This is a genomic window from Enterobacter sp. 200527-13 (assembly GCF_027924865.1).
GTDB lineage: Bacteria > Pseudomonadota > Gammaproteobacteria > Enterobacterales > Enterobacteriaceae > Enterobacter > Enterobacter ludwigii.
The window spans coordinates 1,876,148-1,896,156 of the sequence record NZ_BSCM01000001.1; the positions used below are offsets into that span (position 1 = coordinate 1,876,148).

Genomic DNA, 20,009 nt, shown 5'->3' on the forward strand with positions numbered 1-20,009 from the left:
GTGCTCTGACCGCCAGATAACCTGGTTTATTGCGTTTTAAGTTTATTAATAAACCAGCGTCCGGCTGGCCCTGGAGGATATTGCGTCATATGTACCGCATGCATGGAAAAACCAGGGCCAACATCGGGCTGCATCTCCAGGTTCAGGATAACCAGTCTGCCATTAGCAAGATCGTCCTCAACCATAGGCAAAGGCATATAACCCCAACCGAGGCCCGCACGCAAGAATGCATGTTTTGCCCCCATGTCACCCAAACGCCACGTCTTAGCCGACATCACACCAAAGTTGCGACCCGCCGTGAGTGATGAGCGGTCAGCCAATACAAGCTGCACAGCGTTCTCCATAACCGGCCGAAGAATTGGGCCAGCCATTTTAGCCAAAGGATGATCGGGTGAGACCACAGCCACGGCAGGAACACTGAGCAGGAACTCAGAGGCACACCCGGTCGGAACATCCGGTAGCGAGCCGATAATCGCGACCCGACAGTTGCCGGCCAGCAATGGCTGAAGTACCGCGCCCAGCGCCTCAACATAAAGACGCAACGGTGTGCCGGGAAAGGCCAGATGAAATTCCTTCACGACTGCGGTCAGGATCTCTATCGGAAACATCACATCCACAGACACGGCGAGTTCGGGTTCCAGGCCTTCTGCCAGGATACGCGCCTTAGCCTTAAACGCGTCCATTCCGGCAAGCGTATGGCGTGCGGCCTCCAGTAAGGCTGCCCCCGCCTCCGTCAGTTTCGGGTAACGTCCCGTTCGCTCAAATAAAGGAAAACCTACCTGAGATTCCAGATTTGCCAGCGTAGCGCTAACGACGGACTGCGCCCGGCGAAGTTTGCGACCTGCGGCCGAGAAACTGCCTTCATCAACCGCAGCAATGAAAGTACGCAGTTGATCAATCGACATACCATCCAGCATGTATCGCCCCTTTAGATGTATACCATCTAATTATATAGGCTACACAGATAGATCGGTGAGCACTATTCTCCTTTCATGTTCTCAAGCAACGTCGCCAAACACATCAACGCATCTGTTCATTTAAGGAAACAAACTATGAAAACAAATACTGTCGGCATTATTGGTGCAGGCGCCATCGGACAAGCCTTTGCCCACCAGCTGGTCAACGCAGGCGTGAATGTCATCCTCAGTAACAGTCGTGGCCCGGACAGCCTGGCTGAAGTTGTTGAGGCATTAGGCGACAAAGCTCGCGCCGGAACGGTACAACAGGCTGCCGAAGCCGAAATCGTTTTTATAAGTACCAACTGGAACAGAACCGAGGCCGCATTAAGTGGGGTGAACTGGGAGGGTCGTATTCTGATTGACGCGACTAACCCGGTACTTTTGCCGGGCTTCACCCTTGCAGATCTGGGGGGTAAAAACTCATCCCAGCGCGTTGCAGAATGGGCAGCGGGAGCCCGAGTCGTCAAAGCCTTCAACACGCTTCTGGCAAACGTTCTTGCGCAAGATCCGTCCCAATCTGGCGGGCGCCGCGTGGTCTTTATGTCCGGTGACCACGCTGATGCAAAAGCGGACGTTGAGGAATTAGCCACCCGAATGGGCTTCGCCAGTATAGACTTAGGGAGTCTTGAGATTGGGGGATATCTGCAACAATTCCCGGGTGGTCCCCTTCCCGCGCTAAACCTTGTGAAACTGGCTTAAGAGACGTTATTGACGAATATGGCTCAACGTACTTCCGCTGAATCATTCGAAGCGTACATTCCGGGCGAATTGCTCAAGGAACATCGGGCACAATCTTCCCGGGATGTCTTCATTCAAATTCTGGCGCGTCGGCAGAGGCAGGACAACGTTATTATCCCGGCCGTGCCAGAGCCTTTTATTGTCTGGATACTCTCTGGGCGGGCCGTCGTTGAAGAACGGCCTCTGGGCGGAGAGTGGTCAGAAAACCACGTTACCGCAGGTGATTTTTTTCTCACGACCGACACCTCTCCGACAGAGATGAGATGGCAAGCCGAGCCAGACTGCCCTTTCATCGTTATGCACGTCTATATTGGTGTGTCCATGATGCAGGACATTGAGCTGCGGGAAGTGTCGGGCGAACGCGATGAAACACTGTCAGCCCTGCTGGAACTTATGCGCGCAGAGCTTTATTTTCAACACCCACCCAGTGGACCTTACATCCAGGGTATCGCTCAAGCCCTTGCCGTACATCTCTCCCGTGCTTACCGGACATCGGCAAAGCGACACCACGGCGGGTTGCAGGCATATAAATTACACCGGGTGTTTAAGGCAATGCATGAAGAGCTGGCTCTCCCCTTCGACTTAGCACGTCTGGCTGGCCTTGCCGAGCTTAGTGAATTCCATTTCAGCCGGGTCTTTAAACAGTCTACCGGGCTTTCGCCTTCCCATTATTTTATCCGCTTGCGAATGGAAGCGGCGCGCCGCCTGTTGTCCGAGACAGAGGATTCGATGATCAGCATTGCCCTGACCGTGGGCTACAACAGCCCCAGCCATTTTGCTGCCATATTCCGCAAGCACACCGGTATTTCGCCTTCCCAATATCGCCACGAAAATATGCGTAGCAAAACACCGACAGCGTGAGCAAACCACCGCGCGAAGAGAGTGCCTTTTGCAGACATGATTGACCCGAACTTCAGATGTTCTTTGCTGAAGCGCTTAAACAAACGCATAAGAGGATCAATCATGGAACTCAACGGTAAATCAGCCATCGTGACCGGTGCATCAAGCGGTATCGGCGCAGCCACCGCCATTAAATTGGCCAGAGAAGGGGTCAAAGTGGGACTCGCGGCCCGCCGCCGGGATCGTCTCCAGGCGCTGGTATCAGAAATCAAGGCCTTCGGCGGAGAAGCCATTGCACTGGAAATGGATGTGACTGACCAGGCGTCAGTCTTCGACGGCGTGAAGAAACTGCACGACGCCTATGGCCACATTGATATCGCCTTTAACAATGCCGGACTCATGCCCATTTCAGACATCGCCAGTCTCAAACTGGAGGAGTGGCATCGTATGGTTGATGTCAATATTAAGGGCTTAATGAACACGGTGGCCGCGGTACTCCCTGTGATGCAAGCGCAAAAGTCAGGGCATATCATCAATACGTCCTCGATTGCGGGCAGAAAAACGTTCGCTGGACTCGGGGTATATTGCGCGACGAAACATGCGGTAGCCGCATTTTCAGATGTATTACGCATGGAGCTTTCGTCTCAATACAATATTCGCGTAACCTCACTTCAGCCAGGCGCGGTTGAAAGTGAATTATTCGAGCACATTACTGACGAAAACTACCGTGCACAGATGGAAAACCTGAAGGAACACATGACGTTCCTGAAGTCAGAGGATATTGCTGATTCCATCCTTTATGTGCTGCGCGCGCCGGATCATGTCGACGTGGCAGAATTGTTCATCATGCCCACAGAGCAGCAGTGGTAAGTTTGCCATGCGGGCCACACCGGTTGTCTGGCCCGCGTTATGACCTTTTCAATACACATACAATTTTCACCCTGCACTCTGTGACACGACAAAAAAAAGCTGCCTTACAGGCAGCTTTCGTGGTGAATATGCGTTAGCCAGGTCAGTTCGCAGACGCGGTAGGTCGAATCGTGATTTCTGTTGTATCAACATTTTCAGGTGCTTCAATCACTTGCCGAACAGCGCGGGCAATATCAGCCGGCTGGAGTGCAATGGAACGGTATACCTCCATTGCCGCCTGCGTTTCCGTATGAGTAATGGTCGAGGCAAGTTCGCTTTCCACCACACCGGGGTTGACGCAGGTGACACGGATGCTGGCGCTTTCCTGTCGCAAGCCATCTGAAATCGCCCGAACGGCGAACTTTGTGGCGCAATAGACGGCAGCTGTCGGCACCACAGAGAGAGCGCCGATAGAGCCAATATTGATAATCTGACCGGAGCCCTGCGCTTCCATGGTGGGAAGCACGGCGCCAATCCCCCATAGCACGCCCTTGATATTCACATCAATGGTACGTTCCCATTCATCATATTTACCTGCTGCCAGTGGAGAAAGGGGCATTATTCCCGCGTTGTTGATCAGAACGTCAATACGCCCCCACGTAGTCAGTGCCGCCTGCACGAAATCAGACATCGACTGGCGAGTTGTGACATCCAGCTCGCAGGCTTCCGCATGCCCGCCTGTACTGCGAATTTCTGCAGCGATAGCTTCAATACGATCTTTCCTGCGTGCCCCAAGTAACAACTTCGCGCCTGCATTGCCAAGCTCTCGTGCAATACCCTCTCCGATACCGCTGGATGCACCGGTGATCAAGATGACTTTATCCATGATTTACTCCTTCAGTTGAGTTCAGAGGGATAATAGAACGAGGGTATTGTTTCGTGTATCCTGCCACTGGTTTACACACTGGTTAGCAAACCTAAACAATGAAAATTGACCTTAATCTTTTACCTCTGTTTCTGGCTGTCGCAGAGGAACGTAGCTTCAGCGCTGCCGCCGAACGTCTTGGCGTGACGCGATCGGCGGTCAGCCAGGGGATCAGACGCCTGGAGGATACGTTCGGGACCTTGCTTGTCATGCGCACCACACGTTCGGTAAACCTGACTGAAGCGGGAGAACGGCTGCGAAAATCGTTGTCCGTACCGCTATCAACGATTGACGCGGCGTGCGAAGACGTTCTCTCTGACAACGGGCCGCGAGGGCATCTGAAAATTGCTGTCACCTCAATTGCAGAAGAATTTCTTTCAGGCCCTCTGCTCGCGTCCTTTGCAGCCGCTAACCCTGCCGTCACCATCGATATCGTCGTGTCGGATGACGAATTTGATATCGTGGCAGCGGGCTATGATGCCGGCGTAAGGCTCGGTGACGTGATCGAAAAAGACATGATTGCTGTCCCTCTGACGGGACAGCAACGGGAAGTGGTGGTGGCATCACCAACTTATCTGGCGGCCCACAGCGCACCGCGCCATCCGCGAGAGCTTATCCGCCATCGCTGTATCGGCTGGCGCCCCTCGCCAGACGTCGCGCCCTATCGCTGGGAATTTGAGGAAGCGGGAAGACCTTTCGACGTAGCGGTTGAACCGCATATCACCACCAACGATCTCCGTCTCATGCTCAGGCTCGCGCTTGCGGGGGGAGGAATTACCTTTGCAACCTATGAAACATTCAGGCCATTTATTGAAAAAGGACAGCTTGTTTCATTACTGGATGATTTTCTTCCGCCTTTTCCTGGGTTTTATCTGTACTTCCCGCAACGTCGAAATATGGCCCCCAAGCTGCGGGCTCTGATTGAACACGTCAGGCAGTGGGGGAAGACGTCACTGCAGTAGTTTCAAACCCGCGCAGAATATTTAGCTTCCGGAGAGTTGCCGCGCCGTAGCAGCGAATGACGCATGCTCGACTGGGCAAGCCATTAACCGGGGTGTACCTCAGGCAGGCACGAAATTTTGTTCAACCGTTTATTTAACAGCCTCATATTCGAGTTTGAGAACTATGGCTGCCCTTTTGTTACCGAGCGCGTAAGGCTTGTGCGAAGTTCGTTTTCAAGGAAAGCGACACATGCTCGTGTTTCAGCGGAGATGATATTAGCCGGGGGATAAAGTAGATATGCAGGGAATGAAGGAACAATGTAGTCGGGTAACACAGGTACGAGATGCCCGTCGGCAATCTCTTGTCGGCAAACCGGAGACTGCAATACCCCGATTGCCCTTCCTGCCAGAAGCACAGTACGTAACGGCCGCCAGTGGCTGGAAGTGAATGTTATTCTCACAGGGACGGTGAGTAACGCGTTGTCAGGCGCGATCAGCGTCACATGGTTATTCATAAACAGGCCCGAAACACGAGCAAACGCATGTCGGGCGAGTTCACCCGGTGTACGGGGCATATCATAACGCTGCAAATATTCGGGAGAGGCCACCAGCAACCGCTCAATTTTCCCCAACGGGCGGACAACATAATATCCTTCCCCCGCCTCACCAAGACGTAGCGAGATATCCACACCTTCGGTGACCGGGTCCGTCACTCTGTCACTGAGCACCAGATCTATGTTTATGCCCGGATAGGCCAATTGCAGTTTAAGCAGGGCGGGCATAAGTAACTCTTCCCCGGCACCATAGGGTGCGGCAATGCGCAGGGTTCCACTAATTGCCTCACCATTATCCGCGATTGCCAGCGCATGGTCAGCCGCTGCAACGGCGCTTTTGCTCCGTTCATAGAACAGCGTCCCGCTATTGGTGAGAGACATTCGGCGCGTGTGACGTCGCAGCAGGCGGGTATTAAGATGAGCTTCCAGACGCTCTATCCTTTCACTGACCGCCGGCTGTCCGATGCCGAGATCGCGCGCAGCGGCAGACATGCTTCCGCGCTCAACCACCCGAATGAAAATACGCATTGCCGTAAGTAAATCCATTCACCGATTATATTGGTAAAACCGATAAATGAAAGTGGTCCCGCCCCTCTACTGCCAGGCCCTTCTGTTAATGAAAATCTGTGCGTCCACGGCTGTTGTAGCTATGGCGTACAGAACATTTCATTTTTTACGGGAAAAGAAGCATGTCAGATATCAGGCTTTATATGTTCCAGTCGGGCTATCAGCGTTGTAAATATCACGATATCAGGATGAATCAGGGTGAAGGCGCCGACTACATTATACCTGTCCCCTGGTTTTTACTGACGCATCCGCAGGGGAATGTTGTTATTGACGGTGGTCTTGCAGTGGAAGGGCTGAAGGATCCCCGCGCCTACTGGGGACCGACTGTTGACCAGTATCAACCCATCATGGATACAAACCAGGGCTGTAGAAGACAACTGGCGAAGCTCGGAATAAGGCCAGAATCGGTGCGTTATGTTTTACTCTCCCACCTCCACTCTGACCATACCGGCGCGATTGGCCGCTTTCCTGAAGCCACTCATCTTGTGCAACGTGCTGAGTACGACTATGCCTTTTCACCGGACTGGTTTACCGCCGGGGCCTACTGTCGGAAAGATTTTCATCGCGAAGGTCTCAAATGGCAGTTTCTGGCAGGAGATGCCGATGACGGTTTTGATCTGTATGGCGACGGCGTTCTGAAAATTATTTACACACCAGGCCACTCCCCGGGTCATCAATCTTTTGTCGTCTCCCTGCCGAGTGGAAAATCGTTCACCCTGGCGATAGATGCTGCCTATACGCTTGACCATTTTCAGGATAAAGCCCTGCCTGGCTTGATGACATCGGCCAGTGAGGTGGCACGATCGGTGGCAAAACTAAGAGTGGTTACCCAGATGCATAATGCGGAAATTATTCCCGGGCACGATCCTGATATCTGGCCGAATTATGCGATGAAGACGGAAGGCTATAACTGATACGAACGGTGATAGTGACAATACCTCTTCCCTGAGGCGATAACCCTGGTCATTTATGCTTAGCGCAGAGGCAAGCCTTCGTCTCTATCACTCATGAATTTTAACCACCACTTTCCCCTTTGCATGCCCGCGAGCCAGATAGGCGAAGGCGTCGCCAGTTTCGGCAAAGGGGAAAACGTTGTCGATAACAGGCTTGATGCGTTGAGCGTCCATGAGTTCAGCGATTTGGCTAAGCTGGCTGCCATCAGGGCGGACAAAGAGAAACGAATAGGTTAATCCTCGTTTTGTTGACAGTCGCATGATTTTGCGGCTCAACAGTCCTAATACAAAACGCAGGAAAACATTGAGGTGTCTTTCCCGTGCGAAAGCCGTATCTAACGGCCCGATCAGGGAAACTATCTTCCCTCCCGGTTTAAGGATTTGGGTGGATTTCTCAATCGCGTCACCTCTGATAGTCCCGAGGACAATATCGTAGCCGCTCAGCACTTTTTCGAATTCCTGCTTTTTATAGTCAACCACCTCATCTGCACCAAGGCGGCTCACCCAGTCAATGTTGGCGGTGCTGGTTGTCGTCCCTACCGTTGCGCCAAGGTGTTTTGCCAGTTGGATAGCAAAACTGCCAATTCCACCGGAGCCGGCCGGGATAAATACTTTCTGCCCCGCTCGCAGCTTCGCGCGTTCCGTCAGCGCTTGCCAGGAGGTGAGACCGACCATCGGAAGCGACGCTGCCTGTACGAAATCCAGAGTGGCGGGTTTTAACGCTGCAAGGTTTTCTGGCACCCGCACAAATTCAGCAAGCGAACCCGTTCCCCTGTCAAAAATACTGGCAAACACCTCATCGCCTGCGTTGAAACGCGTCACGCGACGTCCTGTGGCAACGACAACGCCGGACACGTCACTGCCCAACGTCGCGGGGAGACTGAAATGCAGAACACGTTTGAACATGCCGGTCGGGATCATGTTATCGATCGGGTTCAGACCTACTGCATACACTTTGACCAGAATTTCATCATCACCAGGGGAGGGAAAATCGACGTCGTCGAATCCCAGTTCAGGGGATTTACCATAGCGTTTGAACGTAAATGCTTTCATCGTCTTCTTATTCATTTGTCTTTTACTCTGCCGGGTTTGCCGGTGGCGTGTTTCTTACCAACGCTGTTGCTGAGTAAAAAAGCGATACCCAGGAATAGCTCGATAAATACTGCAATAACGATCTGCCCATTAACGTGTCCTGCATACCACTCAACAACACCGGACACGGCTAAAATCAAACATAACGTACCGATCCCTGCTGCCAGGGCATAGCGGGCCAGCGAGGGCTCTGCGTGCCTGGCGAATAAACACATCACCCCCAGGCCCGCGTACAGGGCGGCAGAGCGATGGCCGAGCACATCAGTTCCTGGTGATGGCGTGATTCCCCACTGCGCTAACAGCAGTTGCGGGCAGAACATCCATATCGCCGCCAGGATGAAAAACAACCCGGCAGTCAGAATAGCCAGTTGAGAAAATTTCATATTCTTATTCTTTCGCGTCGAGCTGAAGACTATTGCGTACTACCTTGTCCAGAAGTGAAGCAGGCGCAAAGCGGCGAATGAAATTCAGTTTCCCCGCCAGCGTGCCCGCCGTATAACGCACCTTAGGCCGTAAAGCCTGGGCAGCCTTTACCACCACATCAGCCACCACTTCCGGACGTTCCGCCTCGTCCATTGCCTTGCTGACGACGTTGTTCAGCTTAGCCCGGAGCGGTTCATATTCTTCTAGCTTCGCGTCAGGTTCTACATTGTTTACGTCGAACTGTGTCTTTATATAGGCCGGCTCGATCACGGAAACCCTGATACCCTGTGTACGCAGTTCATGGTCCAGCGCGCCCGTATACCCTTCAACCGCATGCTTACTGGCTGCATACAGTGCCACGTAAGGTAGCGGGACAATCCCTAATATCGAACCAATGTTGATGATGCGCCCACTGCCCTGACGGCGCATGTGCGGGATCACTGCCCGCGTCATTCTGACCAGGCCAAGAAAGTTGGTGTCGAAAATACGCCTGGCCTGATCAATCGAACTTTCTTCCGCGGCCGCAGGAGCAACCCCAAAGCCCGCATTATTCACCAGCAAATCTATCCGCCCTTCCAGGTGCAGTAACGCCTCAATGGCGTCGCTCACGGACGCATCGTCCGTCACATCAAGCGTTAATAACGCAAAGGGATGTGTACCTGCCTGCGCACCGCGCCGGCTGGTGCCATAGACCCTATACCCCGCGGCCAGCAGTTTTTTAGCCGACGCCTCACCGATCCCCGAAGAAGCTCCGGTCACCAGTGCTACACGTTTTTTTGTCATTCTCACTACGCTCTCTTGATGGAGTCCTGCTCACCCTGCAGCGCAACAACACGCTGCAGGGAAACAACGCGGCATAGGGTTATGCCGAATCCCCGTGGCTACACTGTGTACCGTTCTGCCGCTTTAGCCTGATTGATATCCGCCAGCAGAGCCTGACGCGCCGTCTCCAGGTCATCCCAGTGGGCAGCATTTTGTAAAGGAGGGATGGTGACGAGTTCGCGACGATCAAAGCCGGCCAGGGCTGCGTCAACTAACTGACCCACTTCCATCATCTCGGGTGCCTTACTGATATCAATACCTGCACGTTCCCAGATTTCGGTGTAAGTGCCAGCCGGAAGTACCGCCTGGACGTAAACGCCCGCGGAGGAGAGCTCAATATGCAATCCCTGCGACAGGAAAAGCACAAAGGCTTTGGTGGCACCGTAAACCGTCATGGCAAATTCCGGGGCGAGCCCAACGACGGAGCTGATATTGACGATTGCGCCTTCTCCGGTTTTGACAAACCGTGGCGCCGCGGCACTCGCAAGCCTCGTCAGCGCAGTGACGTTCAGGGCGATAAGACGCTCAATTGCCTCAGGCGTCTGGCCGGTAAAATTGCCCGACTGTGCCATGCCTGCGTTGTTAATCAGCACCCCTATTTTTTCGTCATCACGAAGACGAGCTTCCACCGTCGCTAAATCCGCTGCCTGAGTGAGATCGGCTGGCAGTACATCTACAGAAACGCCCTTCTCCTGTCGCAGACGCTCGGCGAGTGCGTCTAATTTTGTTTTATCGCGGGCAACCAGAACCAGGTCATGTCCACGGCTCGCAAACCTTTGCGCATAGACAGCACCAATACCCGTCGATGCGCCTGTAATGAGAACTGAAGTTTTCGTCATATGTGATCTTCTTTATTCAATGTTGAACAGAATCTGCACTGTTCGATGCAGGTAAATCCGGGGATATGTCCGGCTCTCTTTGCTGATCTCAGTCAGACTGACAGAGCGCGCATACCTCTGCGAAGCGCCGTCGGGGACATGGATTTAATGATGATGATCATAATCTATAAAGTCAACTGGTTTGATTATGATCATCATCAATGTATAATTGAGCCTTGTTTTGTAAGGGGGCGGGAACGCATGAAAGTGTCAAAAGAGCAGGTTCGGGAAAACCGGATGCGCATTGTTGAAACGGCATCAGAACTTTTTCGTGAGCGCGGCTATGACGGCGTGGGCGTGGCGGAGCTGATGTCTGCGGCGGGTTTAACCCACGGCGGGTTTTATAAGCACTTTGGTTCAAAGGCCGACCTGATGTCAGAAGCCATGAACTGTGGTTTTGTACACGCCGCGGAAAACCTGGCGGGTGTGGATCGAGAAAAATTCATTGAATATTACCTCTCCCGACAGCATCGCGATGATATGGCCAGGGGTTGTGTGATGTCTGCCCTGGGCACCGACACCGCCCGTCAGTCCGGGTCCATCAAAGAGACATTTGCAGCCGGGGTTGAACGCCAGCTGGCAATGTTAAGCGACGAAAATGTCTCACGTGCTGACCTGATAGACACCTTTGCACATCTTGTCGGGGCTCTGGTGTTGTCCCGTGCCTGCCCGGATAATTCTGCGCTCGCTGACGAAATTCTGGATGTCTGCCGCTCGCGTATTCTGCGTGAGGAGCCGCGAAAAGAGTGAATATTTTGCAGCCGGGTGAGTGATTGCCAGGAGATATCAGGAAGATTTGATGACGGAGGTCATAAAAAAGGTAGGTATTTTTGAGAAAAGTTTTGGAGAGGTTTTGGAGAAAGAAAAAAAGTTATATATTCCAGCCCGTTAAATCCAAATATACCTTCTGAGTTCAGAGGCTTACTCATGTCATGGCAATACTTCAAACAGACTTACCTGGTTAAGTTCTGGTCACCTGTACCCGCCGTTATCGCAGCGGGGATCCTGTCTACTTACTATTTCGGCATTACCGGTACGTTCTGGGCTGTAACCGGCGAGTTTACCCGCTGGGGTGGACAGCTGCTGCAGCTTGCCGGTGTGCATGCTGAAGAGTGGGGTTACTTTAAGCTCATTCATCTGGAAGGCACTCCGCTGACCCGCATCGACGGGATGATGATCATCGGCATGTTCGGCGGCTGTTTTGCCGCCGCGCTGTGGGCAAACAACGTTAAGCTGAGAATGCCAAAAAGTCGGATCCGCATCGTACAGGCGGTCATCGGCGGCATGATTGCCGGTTTCGGTGCGCGCCTGGCGATGGGCTGTAACCTTGCCGCCTTCTTTACCGGTATCCCACAGTTTTCGCTACATGCCTGGTTCTTTGCCGTCGCTACCGCCATCGGTTCTTACTTTGGCGCAAAATTTACCCTTTTGCCGCTGTTCCGTATTCCCGTCAGGATGGTTAAGGTCAGCGCCGCATCGCCGCTGACGCAAAAACCGGCTCAGGCACACCGTCGTTTCCGCCTGGGAATGCTGGTCTTTTTCGCCATGGTGGCATGGGCACTGTGTACAGCGCTCAATCAACCTAAACTGGGTCTGGCAATGCTGTTTGGCGTGGGCTTTGGTTTGCTTATTGAACGCGCGCAGATCTGCTTTACTTCAGCGTTTCGCGATATGTGGATCACCGGGCGAACAATGATGGCAAAAGCGATTATTGCCGGGATGGCGGTGAGTGCTATTGGCATCTTCAGCTATGTTCAGTTAGGCGTTGAACCGAAAATCATGTGGGCCGGCCCGAATGCGGTGATTGGCGGCCTGTTGTTTGGCTTCGGGATTGTGCTGGCTGGCGGTTGTGAAACCGGCTGGATGTACCGCGCCGTTGAAGGCCAAGTGCATTACTGGTGGGTTGGCCTGGGGAACGTGCTCGGGTCAACTCTCCTTGCGTACTACTGGGACTCCCTTTCTCCTGTCCTCGCGACGAACTGGGATAAGGTCAACCTGCTCAGCACGTTCGGCCCGCTCGGTGGCCTGTTAGTGACGTACGCCCTGCTGCTGGTCGCTTTTTTACTGGTGATTGCGCAGGAGAAACGGTTCTTCCGCCGTGCTGCTGTCAAAAATGAAACGCAGGAGAATGCCGCATGAAAGAGATCGTGCCTGACTATCGTCTGGATATGGTGGGCGAACCCTGCCCTTATCCCGCTGTCGCTACGCTGGAAGCCCTGCCTCAGCTCAGGAAAGGGGAAATTCTGGAGGTGGTGAGCGACTGCCCGCAGTCCATCAACAACATTCCTCTGGATGCTAAAAACCACGGTTACACCGTGCTGGACATTCAACAGGATGGGCCAACCATTCGTTATTTGATACAGAAATAATCCCGCCACAGACGCCCCTTAACCGGGGCGTCTCCTGCCCCAAAAATCCGCCTTACGTCCCACTTTGGCGGTAAATACAGTCCCCTGTTCTCCCCCGGAACTACACTTAAAGTGGATAAAAAACAAACAGGAGGTGTGGCATGTTTGCGTCAATTCTCGTTCCTGTCGATATTTCAGAGCGTCGCCTGACCGAACAGGTGATTCCCTATGTTCAGGCGAACGCAGCAATCAGTAACGGCAAAGTGCATTTTCTGACTGTCGTTCCTTCTTTCCCCTACTATTCCTCTCTTGGTCTGGCCTATTCCGTTGAGATGCCAAAACTGGAAGAAATGCAGCAGGAGGCGCTGGCGAAATTGAATGAGATCGTTACGCAGTTCAATTTACCGGCCGACCGCATTCAGACCCACGCCATTTCTGGCACGCCTAAAGATCAGATCCTGAAACTGGCTGAGAGTATCAATGCAGACCTGATAATTATTGCGTCTCATCGACCTGATATTTCGACCTATCTGTTAGGCTCTAACGCTGCGGTCGTCGTGCGCCACGCAAAATGCCCGGTGCTGGTGGTGCGTTAGCGTGCCTGCGAGGAAAGATAAGCCCCGGGCTATCGGGGCTTATTTACTGTGAAAGTGACCGTTTCTGTTTGACGGCTTTTATTCGGTGATAAACACCATATTTGCACGGCACGCAGCGTTTCGCGTTCAAACACCCCTTCAGGCTGTGCAGAGACAATACGTATATCGTGTGGATGACCATCGTCGCCCACAGAAAAAGAGAAAACAACGTTACCCTCAATGCCCAGCGCCTGTGCCTTTACGGGCATGGCAGGGAAAGGCTTATTCGTTATTCCATTGCACGGTTTCTGCGCCGGTTCAGGTTGCATGGGCTGTTGATGGCAGCCAGAAATGAGCATAACCGCAGCCGCAATAATTATTCTTTTCAATATTATGTCCTGTAAAATTTAACGTCTCGCTTTTCGAGAACAGTATATTGCGACATCTGGCATTAATCTCCTCCCAACCCCGATAGCCTGCTTGCGGAATAACTTTCATAAATGGACTTTCTCATGAATCAAATTCTTTCGTCAGTGTGTATTACTGCTGTGCTTGCCGGATGTGTTCCCCTTCCCCCTAAACGCTGTCACAAACAACGTGCCCCCGATGCCTGTACTTATAAGCATTCCGGTAAAGTCTCGGATAACAATATCCACGGGCTACAGGCCTGCGCCATTGAGCAATCACTGGACGCCGCACTGACCGATCCTCACGCATGAAGCGGTAAGCGGTGCAACCTGCACCTCGACTTTAGGAATGGTGTGAATAGGTTATGGTCAGGCGTTGGCTGACGCGGCTAAACGGGCAGTATTCCGCCGTTTACGGTTCTGCATGTATTTGTTGAGATGAGTTCAGCACGCTGGAATATGGAGGGGCAACCTTAATCGCCCCCGAAGTAAGACTGGCCATAACCAGGCCAGTCTCAGGGGATAAATCAGAAACGATAACCCGCGGAGAACATAAACACCCACGGATCGAGGCGAGTGCTGATACTTTGCTGTTCACCGCCCGCTTTAAAGCGAACGTCGGTATCAATGTCCATGTACCAGACCGAGGCGTTAATTAACCAGTCACGGTTAATCAGATAATCCAGCCCCACCTGCCCCGCAACACCCCACGAGTCTTTCAGGCTGAGATCGGTAAGCCCGGCTTCTTTACCGGTATCGTTAAATTTCTCGTCGAAGAAGGTGGTGTAGTTCACCCCTGCGCCAATATACGGACGCACCTTACTGTTAGCATCACCAAAGTACCACTGCGCCATTAGTGTTGGCGGTAAATGGTGCACCGTCGCGATATCCCCGGTTGGCCCTAAACCGACGCGATGACGGAATGGCGTTGCTGCCAGAAGCTCAACACCAATGTTCTCCGTCGCCATATACGTAAAGGTCAAACCGAGCTGGGTATTGTTGCTGACGTTAAAACCGCCCATACCCAGAACGCTATCAGAGCCTTCTGTTGGACGCACCGTTGCCGAACCGGCACGAATAAAGAATTCACCTGCTTCATGCGCATACGCGCCGCCAGAGAGACTGCTTAATACAAGGGCTGCCACCGCTAATTTTTTCATATCCGCTCCATCGTTGTGGTTTTAGTCGCGGAGGAGAATATACTCACAAATGAGTAATAAGTGATCTGCTACAGATCACATTAAAACCAGTAAGTTAACATTTATTGATCTGGGTTAATTTTTGGTGACACACCGTAAAGCGATAAGTTGTCGTCAGGTCAATTTCTGGCATTTCGGCGTTACAAAATTTTCTCTTTTCACCCTCTTGCTCTTCCTCTCGCGGCTGGATAATTTAGCGCTCTCACAAGTTGATTTGATGCGTTCTTCTTTTGCAGGTGTGCCATGAGTGATTTTAACCCGTGCATGACGTGCGGAGCCTGTTGTGCGTATTTTCGAGTCTCTTTCTACTGGGCCGAAGCCAGCGATGGCGGCGGTACCGTTCCGGTTCATCTCACTGAACCGTTAACGCCTTTTCTGCGCTGCATGAGTGGCACCAACCAAAAACCGTGCCGATGCGCTGCGCTTCAAGGTGAACCTGGGGTGTCCACCCGGTGCTCTATCTACGAGCACCGCCCCAGCCCGTGCCGGGAATTTTCCATGTCAGGTGAGGATGGGCAGGTCAATGAAGCCTGTAATCGTGCCCGTGCGCGCTTTGGATTACCGCCGCTTTACAAAGATATGCTTTTCCATACAAGCCTTGATGCTGCCACGACAGTGTTATCCGGTGTACAATTGCCGGCTAATTAACACCTGCAATACTCAAGGAGAGTGCATGTCTATCACGGCGAAGTCTGTCTACCGTGACACGGGAAACTTTTTCCGCAATCAGTTCTTAACCTTTTTACTGATCGCGTTGCTATGCGCCTTCATTACAGTGGTGCTTGGCCATGCGTTCTCGCCAAGTGACGAACAGATTGCCAGCCTGAGCCAGGGCGACAACCTTGCAGATAGCGTGGGGTTGTTTGAACTGGTACAAAACATGACGCCGGAGCAGCAACAAATCCTGCTGCGGGCTTCCGCTGCTTCGACATTCTCTGGTCTTATCGGCAATGCGATTCTGGCAGGTGGCGTTCTGCTGATGATTCAGCTGGTTTCCGCCGGTCAGCGTGTCAGCGCCCTGCGGGCGATTGGTGCCAGCGCGCCGGTATTACCGAAGCTGTTTATCCTCATCTTTTTAACCACCATGCTGGTGCAGATGGGGATTATGCTGGTCGTCGTGCCGGGTGTATTACTGGCTATCGTGCTCTCTTTCGCGCCGGTAATGGTCGTGCAGGATAAACTGGGGATCTTTACCGCGATGCGCAGCAGCATCCGGCTCGCCTGGGCAAATATACGCCTGGTGGCACCGGCTGTTATCGGCTGGCTGTTAGCGAAAACGCTCCTGCTGCTGTTTGCCCCGAATTTTGCGGTACTCACGCCAAATGTTGGCGCGGTGGTGGCAAATACGCTGAGCAACCTCATTTCAGCGGTACTGCTGGTCTATCTGTTCCGCCTGTATATGTTAATTCGTCAGTAATCCTGTGGCCGGGAACGTCAGCCCGGCCCTACACAGAAGATGGAATCACAGAATGAAGCAGTTTCTTGATTTTTTACCGCTCGTGGTATTTTTCGCTTTCTACAAGCTGTATGACATTTATGCCGCCACGACTGCACTGATCGTGGCCACAGCGGTTGTGCTGATCTATAGCTGGGTTCGCTACCGTAAAGTTGAAAAAATGGCGCTGGTGACCTTCGTCCTGGTCGCGGTGTTTGGTGGACTCACTCTGTTCTTCCACAACGATGAATTCATCAAATGGAAAGTCACGGTGATTTACGCTCTGTTTGCGGGTGCGTTACTGATTAGCCAGTGGGTGATGAAGAAGCCGCTGATCCAGCGCATGCTGGGCAAAGAGCTGACGCTGCCTCAGGAAGTGTGGTCTCGACTGAATATCGCCTGGGCGATCTTCTTTATTCTCTGTGGTCTTGCCAATATCTATATTGCTTTCTGGCTGCCGCAGAATATCTGGGTCAACTTCAAGGTCTTTGGCCTGACGGCTCTGACGCTCATCTTCACGCTGTTAAGTGGCGTTTATATCTATCGCCACATGCCACAGGACGACCAGCACTGATCGTTCACCGACCAGAACGTGTGCAGCAGGCGTTCTGGTCTATTCTCTCCAGCCTGAAATCATAGTAGCATCCCGCCTGAAGTCTTCAGTTACGAGTTAAAACAATGACAACAAATAACGCCCCTCAGGGCGAACTGGTTTTACGCACACTGGCAATGCCCGCTGACACCAATGCCAATGGCGATATTTTTGGCGGCTGGCTGATGTCGCAAATGGATATGGGCGGCGCTATTCTGGCAAAAGAGATTGCACATGGCCGGGTAGTGACGGTGAGAGTGGATGGCATGACCTTCCTGCGCCCGGTTGCAGTGGGTGATGTGGTTTGCTGTTACGCGCGTTGCGTAAAACGTGGCAATACCTCCATCTCCATTAACATCGAAGTGTGGGTGAAAAAGGTCTCGTCCGAACCCATTGGACAGCGTTATAAAGCAACAGAAGCGCTGTTTATTTATGTGGCCGTAGACAACGAAGGTAAACCCCGACCGCTTCCTCAGGCCTGATTGCCCGGTAAAAAAAAGCCTCCTTGCGGAGGCTTTTTTTTATTCCATCTGTGCCCCGCCATTCAGGCGGAAGACAATATTCACGATCAGTCCGTTGCCCGGTTTACCGGCTTCATAACGCCATCTGCGCATCGCCGTTTTCACTTCTCTTTCGAACATATTAGACGGCTGCGCGGACAGTATTTCCACGTTCTCAACACGCCCTTCCGGCGTAACATCGAATTTCACCCGTACACGGCCCTCAATACGTAATGCCTGAGCACGAGCCGGATACTGCGGCTGATTACGGCTGACCGCACGCGGTCCCGCGGGTGCAGTGACTGTCGGTTTGGCTGTCGTCGTGGTGTTATTCATCACCGGACGCGAAGGTGCTGCGTTTTCTACCGTCTGCGTGGCGCGGGGTTCAACCGGACGCGTTTCGCGTTTTGGACGTTCTTCTACCTTCTTCACCGGTTTTGGCTTCGGCTTAGGTTTCGGCTTCGGCTCGGGTTTGTGGATCACCACCGGAGCTTCTTTTGGCGGTTCCGGCACCGGTTCAGGTTCGGGTTCCGGTTCGGCGACGGGCTGCGGCGGCGGAGGCGCAACCTGCGGCGGTTCGAGATCCGCTGGCGAGACCATCGTCACAGAAATAGGCTGTGCGGGCGCTGGCATTTCAACAACCTGATGAACCGAGGTATAAAGCAAACCCGCCACGACAGCACCGTGAATAACGACAGAAAGCAGCGTCGGCCAGGGAAAGCGGCGAGGTAAATCAAGGGTCATCGAAGTCATAATCATCAACGTTAAAAAACCGAACACTGATTTTAAATGCAAATAGCAATCATATTCAATAAGACACTTTGTCCTGGCGCAATTTAAGCGCAAGAGAGGCCAAAAAAGGCGCATTCAGAACAGGGTTTTAACATTGTTTTTATCTTTACATTGCAGTCAGTTGTCCTTTCACATAACGTTACTGACACTTTTAATGGTTAAGGAGCTTCACCGTGCTTTACGTGATTTACTCTGAAGATGTCGCTGATTCCCTCGAAAAACGCCAGTCCGTTCGCCCTGCCCATCTGGCGCGTTTACAACTGCTCCAGGATGAAGGTCGATTACTGACCGCGGGTCCAATGCCTGCGGTAGACAGCAATGACCCTGGCGCTGCCGGTTTCGCGGGCTCCACGGTGATTGCCGAGTTTGAATCCCTGGAAGCGGCTCAGGCCTGGGCTGATGCAGACCCGTACGTTGCCGCAGGTGTCTATGCGAAGGTGACGGTTCGCCCGTACAAGAAAGTGTTTTGATACAAAAGTGGCTCCGAAAGGAGCCACTCATCTCTTCAGTGCAGTGACGCTAAGCGCGCCGCAAATCCGACAAACAGCAGCCCAATCAGCCCGTTCCCCAGCTTTGCCAGTTTCTTTTTGGTTTTCAGATAACGCGTGACAAACGCACCAGAGAAGATCAGGAAGCTCATATACATAAAGCTAATCAGCTCCAGCGTGGTCGCGAGGATCAGGAAAGACGTGCCCGTGTTTTTCGCATTCACATCGATGAACTGCACAAAGAACGAGACATAGAACAAAATAGCCTTTGGATTCGTCAGGCTCAGCACCAGCGAGCGTTTCATGATCATGCTCGCAGGCTCGGTTCCGCTCTCATGGGTATTCTTCTGACGGGTGATGACTGACCAGAGCATTTTGCCGCCGAGCCACAGGAGATAGAAAGCGCCAAGGTAGCGCACAATATTAAACAGAACCGGGGTCGTCTGGATTAATGCTGCGACGCCCGCCCAGGCCAGAAACATCAGCACTGCATCGCCGATAAATACGCCAGTGGCGGCGAGATACCCTTTTTTAACACCGTGCCCAATACCGGTTTTCAGTACAAACAATGTGTTCGGTCCAGGCACCAGCACGATAAAAAATGCCCCTACAACATAGGTCCAGAAATTAAGTACACCAAACTCCGCAAACACCTCTCCCTCCTTTTGCTAAAAAACGACGGGAATACCGCTGCAAATACGATATCCCCAAAATCAGACGCTATTGTACGCCGTTATAGCCATCAAGATAAGTCGCAGCCAGTTCGTTACCAAATAAAACGGCGTCCTTCTCTTCCATTTGAGACGTCCATTTATCCGCGGTATTACCGTCGAAAGCATGCTCCGTTTTCGCCTGATTCTTCAGTTGATCGCGAATGCTTTGGGCGTACTGGTTAGCCTCAGACAGTGTGCGTCCTGCAGCGCGATCGGTTTTCCCCTGCTCATACAGCTCACGGAACTGAGGGACATTCAGACGATAATTTTGCGATACACTTGACGTAAAATTGCCGCCAGTAAAATTGGTTTTATGCGACACGAAATAATAAGCATGCCTTTCCGGTGACGTTTTACTGCTGGCACAACCGCTCAACACTGCAATCCCAAGAAGGGCAGCAACCACTTTTCCGTTCATC

General features: G+C 52.6%; 27 protein-coding genes. 15 read left to right on the forward strand and 12 right to left on the reverse strand.

What is annotated here, in order from left to right; all coding sequences use genetic code 11:
* Window positions 1-26: 26 nt before the first annotated feature.
* On the reverse strand, window positions 27-917 hold the full coding sequence (locus QMG44_RS09035) for a LysR family transcriptional regulator (protein WP_032680864.1): 891 nt from the start codon (window positions 915-917) through the stop codon (window positions 27-29).
* A 75-nt stretch (window positions 918-992) separates the two neighbouring features.
* Here QMG44_RS09035 and QMG44_RS09040 point away from each other — a divergent pair, with 75 nt between their 5' ends.
* The 3 genes from QMG44_RS09040 (at window position 993) to QMG44_RS09050 (ending at window position 3,407) form a co-directional block, all read left to right on the forward strand.
* On the forward strand, window positions 993-1,658 hold the full coding sequence (locus QMG44_RS09040; RefSeq protein ID WP_086532425.1) for an NADPH-dependent F420 reductase: 666 nt from the start codon (window positions 993-995) through the stop codon (window positions 1,656-1,658).
* An 18-nt stretch (window positions 1,659-1,676) separates the two neighbouring features.
* Window positions 1,677-2,558, forward strand: a complete 882-nt coding sequence (locus tag QMG44_RS09045; protein ID WP_086532424.1) for a helix-turn-helix domain-containing protein — start codon at window positions 1,677-1,679, stop codon at window positions 2,556-2,558.
* Window positions 2,559-2,660: 102 nt separating this feature from the next.
* Window positions 2,661-3,407 (forward strand): SDR family oxidoreductase, encoded by a 747-nt coding sequence (locus tag QMG44_RS09050; protein WP_020882399.1) that lies wholly within the window; start codon window positions 2,661-2,663, stop codon window positions 3,405-3,407.
* 142 nt (window positions 3,408-3,549) lie between these two features.
* Here the strand turns inward: QMG44_RS09050 and QMG44_RS09055 are convergent, their stop codons facing one another.
* Window positions 3,550-4,272 carry an SDR family oxidoreductase gene (locus QMG44_RS09055; protein WP_086532423.1) on the reverse strand — a complete coding sequence of 241 codons (723 nt, stop codon included), beginning with the start codon at window positions 4,270-4,272 and terminating at the stop codon, window positions 3,550-3,552.
* A gap of 98 nt (window positions 4,273-4,370) precedes the next feature.
* Here QMG44_RS09055 and QMG44_RS09060 point away from each other — a divergent pair, with 98 nt between their 5' ends.
* The gene (locus QMG44_RS09060) at window positions 4,371-5,273 is read left to right on the forward strand and encodes a LysR family transcriptional regulator (RefSeq protein WP_079230901.1); all 903 of its coding nucleotides are present in this window, start codon (window positions 4,371-4,373) and stop codon (window positions 5,271-5,273) included.
* 161 nt (window positions 5,274-5,434) lie between these two features.
* Here the strand turns inward: QMG44_RS09060 and QMG44_RS09065 are convergent, their stop codons facing one another.
* Window positions 5,435-6,334, reverse strand: a complete 900-nt coding sequence (locus tag QMG44_RS09065; protein ID WP_063934294.1) for a LysR family transcriptional regulator — start codon at window positions 6,332-6,334, stop codon at window positions 5,435-5,437.
* A 161-nt stretch (window positions 6,335-6,495) separates the two neighbouring features.
* Between QMG44_RS09065 and attM the strand changes: the two genes are divergently transcribed.
* Window positions 6,496-7,287, forward strand: a complete 792-nt coding sequence (gene attM, locus QMG44_RS09070; RefSeq protein WP_086532422.1) for an N-acyl homoserine lactonase AttM — start codon at window positions 6,496-6,498, stop codon at window positions 7,285-7,287.
* 87 nt (window positions 7,288-7,374) lie between these two features.
* Here the strand turns inward: attM and QMG44_RS09075 are convergent, their stop codons facing one another.
* From QMG44_RS09075 to QMG44_RS09090, 4 genes are all read right to left on the reverse strand, one after another.
* Window positions 7,375-8,394, reverse strand: a complete 1,020-nt coding sequence (locus QMG44_RS09075; protein WP_086532421.1) for an NADP-dependent oxidoreductase — start codon at window positions 8,392-8,394, stop codon at window positions 7,375-7,377.
* Complete coding sequence (locus QMG44_RS09080) at window positions 8,391-8,801, reverse strand: hypothetical protein (RefSeq protein WP_086532420.1); 411 nt, start codon at window positions 8,799-8,801, stop codon at window positions 8,391-8,393. Before QMG44_RS09080 ends, QMG44_RS09075 begins: the two co-directional genes overlap by 4 nt.
* 4 nt (window positions 8,802-8,805) lie before the next feature.
* Entirely contained in the window at window positions 8,806-9,624 is an 819-nt protein-coding gene (locus QMG44_RS09085; protein WP_086532419.1) for an oxidoreductase, read from the reverse strand.
* A gap of 98 nt (window positions 9,625-9,722) precedes the next feature.
* The gene (locus QMG44_RS09090; protein ID WP_086532418.1) at window positions 9,723-10,502 is read right to left on the reverse strand and encodes an SDR family oxidoreductase; all 780 of its coding nucleotides are present in this window, start codon (window positions 10,500-10,502) and stop codon (window positions 9,723-9,725) included.
* A 240-nt stretch (window positions 10,503-10,742) separates the two neighbouring features.
* Between QMG44_RS09090 and QMG44_RS09095 the strand changes: the two genes are divergently transcribed.
* The 4 genes from QMG44_RS09095 (at window position 10,743) to uspF (ending at window position 13,485) form a co-directional block, all read left to right on the forward strand.
* On the forward strand, window positions 10,743-11,291 hold the full coding sequence (locus QMG44_RS09095; protein ID WP_049023770.1) for a TetR/AcrR family transcriptional regulator: 549 nt from the start codon (window positions 10,743-10,745) through the stop codon (window positions 11,289-11,291).
* Between the two features lie 177 nt (window positions 11,292-11,468).
* Window positions 11,469-12,680 carry a selenium metabolism membrane protein YedE/FdhT gene (gene yedE, locus QMG44_RS09100; RefSeq protein ID WP_014170427.1) on the forward strand — a complete coding sequence of 404 codons (1,212 nt, stop codon included), beginning with the start codon at window positions 11,469-11,471 and terminating at the stop codon, window positions 12,678-12,680.
* A complete protein-coding gene (gene yedF, locus QMG44_RS09105; protein WP_014170428.1) occupies window positions 12,677-12,910 on the forward strand; it encodes a sulfurtransferase-like selenium metabolism protein YedF in 234 nt (77 codons plus the stop codon). Before yedE ends, yedF begins: the two co-directional genes overlap by 4 nt.
* A 140-nt stretch (window positions 12,911-13,050) precedes the next feature.
* On the forward strand, window positions 13,051-13,485 hold the full coding sequence (gene uspF / locus QMG44_RS09110; RefSeq protein WP_014170429.1) for a universal stress protein UspF: 435 nt from the start codon (window positions 13,051-13,053) through the stop codon (window positions 13,483-13,485).
* A 29-nt stretch (window positions 13,486-13,514) separates the two neighbouring features.
* On the opposite strand, the gene QMG44_RS09115 is transcribed toward uspF, so the two are convergent.
* Window positions 13,515-13,853 (reverse strand): energy transducer TonB, encoded by a 339-nt coding sequence (locus tag QMG44_RS09115; protein WP_081146675.1) that lies wholly within the window; start codon window positions 13,851-13,853, stop codon window positions 13,515-13,517.
* A 123-nt stretch (window positions 13,854-13,976) separates the two neighbouring features.
* On the opposite strand from QMG44_RS09115, the gene QMG44_RS09120 reads away from it, so the two are divergent.
* Window positions 13,977-14,183 (forward strand): hypothetical protein, encoded by a 207-nt coding sequence (locus tag QMG44_RS09120; protein ID WP_232937582.1) that lies wholly within the window; start codon window positions 13,977-13,979, stop codon window positions 14,181-14,183.
* Between the two features lie 215 nt (window positions 14,184-14,398).
* Here the strand turns inward: QMG44_RS09120 and ompW are convergent, their stop codons facing one another.
* A complete protein-coding gene (gene ompW, locus QMG44_RS09125) occupies window positions 14,399-15,031 on the reverse strand; it encodes an outer membrane protein OmpW (RefSeq protein WP_014170432.1) in 633 nt (210 codons plus the stop codon).
* Window positions 15,032-15,313: 282 nt separating this feature from the next.
* On the opposite strand from ompW, the gene QMG44_RS09130 reads away from it, so the two are divergent.
* The 4 genes from QMG44_RS09130 (at window position 15,314) to yciA (ending at window position 17,579) form a co-directional block, all read left to right on the forward strand.
* On the forward strand, window positions 15,314-15,718 hold the full coding sequence (locus tag QMG44_RS09130; protein WP_032678333.1) for a YkgJ family cysteine cluster protein: 405 nt from the start codon (window positions 15,314-15,316) through the stop codon (window positions 15,716-15,718).
* 25 nt (window positions 15,719-15,743) lie between these two features.
* Window positions 15,744-16,487: a YciC family protein gene (locus QMG44_RS09135; protein ID WP_020882388.1), complete on the forward strand. Its 744-nt coding sequence runs from the start codon at window positions 15,744-15,746 to the stop codon at window positions 16,485-16,487.
* Window positions 16,488-16,539: 52 nt separating this feature from the next.
* Window positions 16,540-17,079, forward strand: a complete 540-nt coding sequence (locus QMG44_RS09140) for a septation protein A (RefSeq protein WP_020882387.1) — start codon at window positions 16,540-16,542, stop codon at window positions 17,077-17,079.
* A gap of 104 nt (window positions 17,080-17,183) precedes the next feature.
* Window positions 17,184-17,579, forward strand: a complete 396-nt coding sequence (gene yciA / locus QMG44_RS09145) for an acyl-CoA thioester hydrolase YciA (protein WP_014170435.1) — start codon at window positions 17,184-17,186, stop codon at window positions 17,577-17,579.
* A 39-nt stretch (window positions 17,580-17,618) separates the two neighbouring features.
* On the opposite strand, the gene tonB is transcribed toward yciA, so the two are convergent.
* Window positions 17,619-18,341 carry a TonB system transport protein TonB gene (gene tonB / locus QMG44_RS09150; RefSeq protein ID WP_025203933.1) on the reverse strand — a complete coding sequence of 241 codons (723 nt, stop codon included), beginning with the start codon at window positions 18,339-18,341 and terminating at the stop codon, window positions 17,619-17,621.
* Window positions 18,342-18,562: 221 nt separating this feature from the next.
* On the opposite strand from tonB, the gene QMG44_RS09155 reads away from it, so the two are divergent.
* The gene (locus QMG44_RS09155) at window positions 18,563-18,859 is read left to right on the forward strand and encodes a YciI family protein (protein WP_014170437.1); all 297 of its coding nucleotides are present in this window, start codon (window positions 18,563-18,565) and stop codon (window positions 18,857-18,859) included.
* A gap of 35 nt (window positions 18,860-18,894) precedes the next feature.
* On the opposite strand, the gene leuE is transcribed toward QMG44_RS09155, so the two are convergent.
* Complete coding sequence (gene leuE, locus QMG44_RS09160) at window positions 18,895-19,530, reverse strand: leucine efflux protein LeuE (protein ID WP_020882385.1); 636 nt, start codon at window positions 19,528-19,530, stop codon at window positions 18,895-18,897.
* Between the two features lie 67 nt (window positions 19,531-19,597).
* The gene (locus tag QMG44_RS09165) at window positions 19,598-20,008 is read right to left on the reverse strand and encodes an Exc2 family lipoprotein (protein ID WP_025203932.1); all 411 of its coding nucleotides are present in this window, start codon (window positions 20,006-20,008) and stop codon (window positions 19,598-19,600) included.
* Window position 20,009 lies beyond the last annotated feature (1 nt).

Excerpts from the sequence above, each read along its gene's own strand:
- QMG44_RS09095 (WP_049023770.1), top strand. The coding sequence starts at position 10,743 with ATGAAAGTGTCAAAAGAGCAGGTTCGGGAAAACCGGATGCGCATTGTT.
- yedF (WP_014170428.1), top strand. The coding sequence starts at position 12,677 with ATGAAAGAGATCGTGCCTGACTATCGTCTGGATATGGTGGGCGAACCC.
- QMG44_RS09140 (WP_020882387.1), top strand. The coding sequence starts at position 16,540 with ATGAAGCAGTTTCTTGATTTTTTACCGCTCGTGGTATTTTTCGCTTTC.
- QMG44_RS09035 (WP_032680864.1), bottom strand. The coding sequence starts at position 917 with ATGCTGGATGGTATGTCGATTGATCAACTGCGTACTTTCATTGCTGCG.
- ompW (WP_014170432.1), bottom strand. The coding sequence starts at position 15,031 with ATGAAAAAATTAGCGGTGGCAGCCCTTGTATTAAGCAGTCTCTCTGGC.
- QMG44_RS09060 (WP_079230901.1), top strand. The coding sequence starts at position 4,371 with ATGAAAATTGACCTTAATCTTTTACCTCTGTTTCTGGCTGTCGCAGAG.
- QMG44_RS09055 (WP_086532423.1), bottom strand. The coding sequence starts at position 4,272 with ATGGATAAAGTCATCTTGATCACCGGTGCATCCAGCGGTATCGGAGAG.
- yedE (WP_014170427.1), top strand. The coding sequence starts at position 11,469 with ATGTCATGGCAATACTTCAAACAGACTTACCTGGTTAAGTTCTGGTCA.
- QMG44_RS09080 (WP_086532420.1), bottom strand. The coding sequence starts at position 8,801 with ATGAAATTTTCTCAACTGGCTATTCTGACTGCCGGGTTGTTTTTCATC.
- attM (WP_086532422.1), top strand. The coding sequence starts at position 6,496 with ATGTCAGATATCAGGCTTTATATGTTCCAGTCGGGCTATCAGCGTTGT.
- tonB (WP_025203933.1), bottom strand. The coding sequence starts at position 18,341 with ATGACCCTTGATTTACCTCGCCGCTTTCCCTGGCCGACGCTGCTTTCT.
- QMG44_RS09130 (WP_032678333.1), top strand. The coding sequence starts at position 15,314 with ATGAGTGATTTTAACCCGTGCATGACGTGCGGAGCCTGTTGTGCGTAT.
- QMG44_RS09075 (WP_086532421.1), bottom strand. The coding sequence starts at position 8,394 with ATGAATAAGAAGACGATGAAAGCATTTACGTTCAAACGCTATGGTAAA.
- QMG44_RS09085 (WP_086532419.1), bottom strand. The coding sequence starts at position 9,624 with ATGACAAAAAAACGTGTAGCACTGGTGACCGGAGCTTCTTCGGGGATC.
- yciA (WP_014170435.1), top strand. The coding sequence starts at position 17,184 with ATGACAACAAATAACGCCCCTCAGGGCGAACTGGTTTTACGCACACTG.
- QMG44_RS09090 (WP_086532418.1), bottom strand. The coding sequence starts at position 10,502 with ATGACGAAAACTTCAGTTCTCATTACAGGCGCATCGACGGGTATTGGT.
- QMG44_RS09120 (WP_232937582.1), top strand. The coding sequence starts at position 13,977 with ATGAATCAAATTCTTTCGTCAGTGTGTATTACTGCTGTGCTTGCCGGA.
- QMG44_RS09050 (WP_020882399.1), top strand. The coding sequence starts at position 2,661 with ATGGAACTCAACGGTAAATCAGCCATCGTGACCGGTGCATCAAGCGGT.
- QMG44_RS09040 (WP_086532425.1), top strand. The coding sequence starts at position 993 with ATGTTCTCAAGCAACGTCGCCAAACACATCAACGCATCTGTTCATTTA.
- QMG44_RS09045 (WP_086532424.1), top strand. The coding sequence starts at position 1,677 with ATGGCTCAACGTACTTCCGCTGAATCATTCGAAGCGTACATTCCGGGC.
- uspF (WP_014170429.1), top strand. The coding sequence starts at position 13,051 with ATGTTTGCGTCAATTCTCGTTCCTGTCGATATTTCAGAGCGTCGCCTG.
- QMG44_RS09135 (WP_020882388.1), top strand. The coding sequence starts at position 15,744 with ATGTCTATCACGGCGAAGTCTGTCTACCGTGACACGGGAAACTTTTTC.
- QMG44_RS09165 (WP_025203932.1), bottom strand. The coding sequence starts at position 20,008 with ATGAACGGAAAAGTGGTTGCTGCCCTTCTTGGGATTGCAGTGTTGAGC.
- QMG44_RS09065 (WP_063934294.1), bottom strand. The coding sequence starts at position 6,334 with ATGCGTATTTTCATTCGGGTGGTTGAGCGCGGAAGCATGTCTGCCGCT.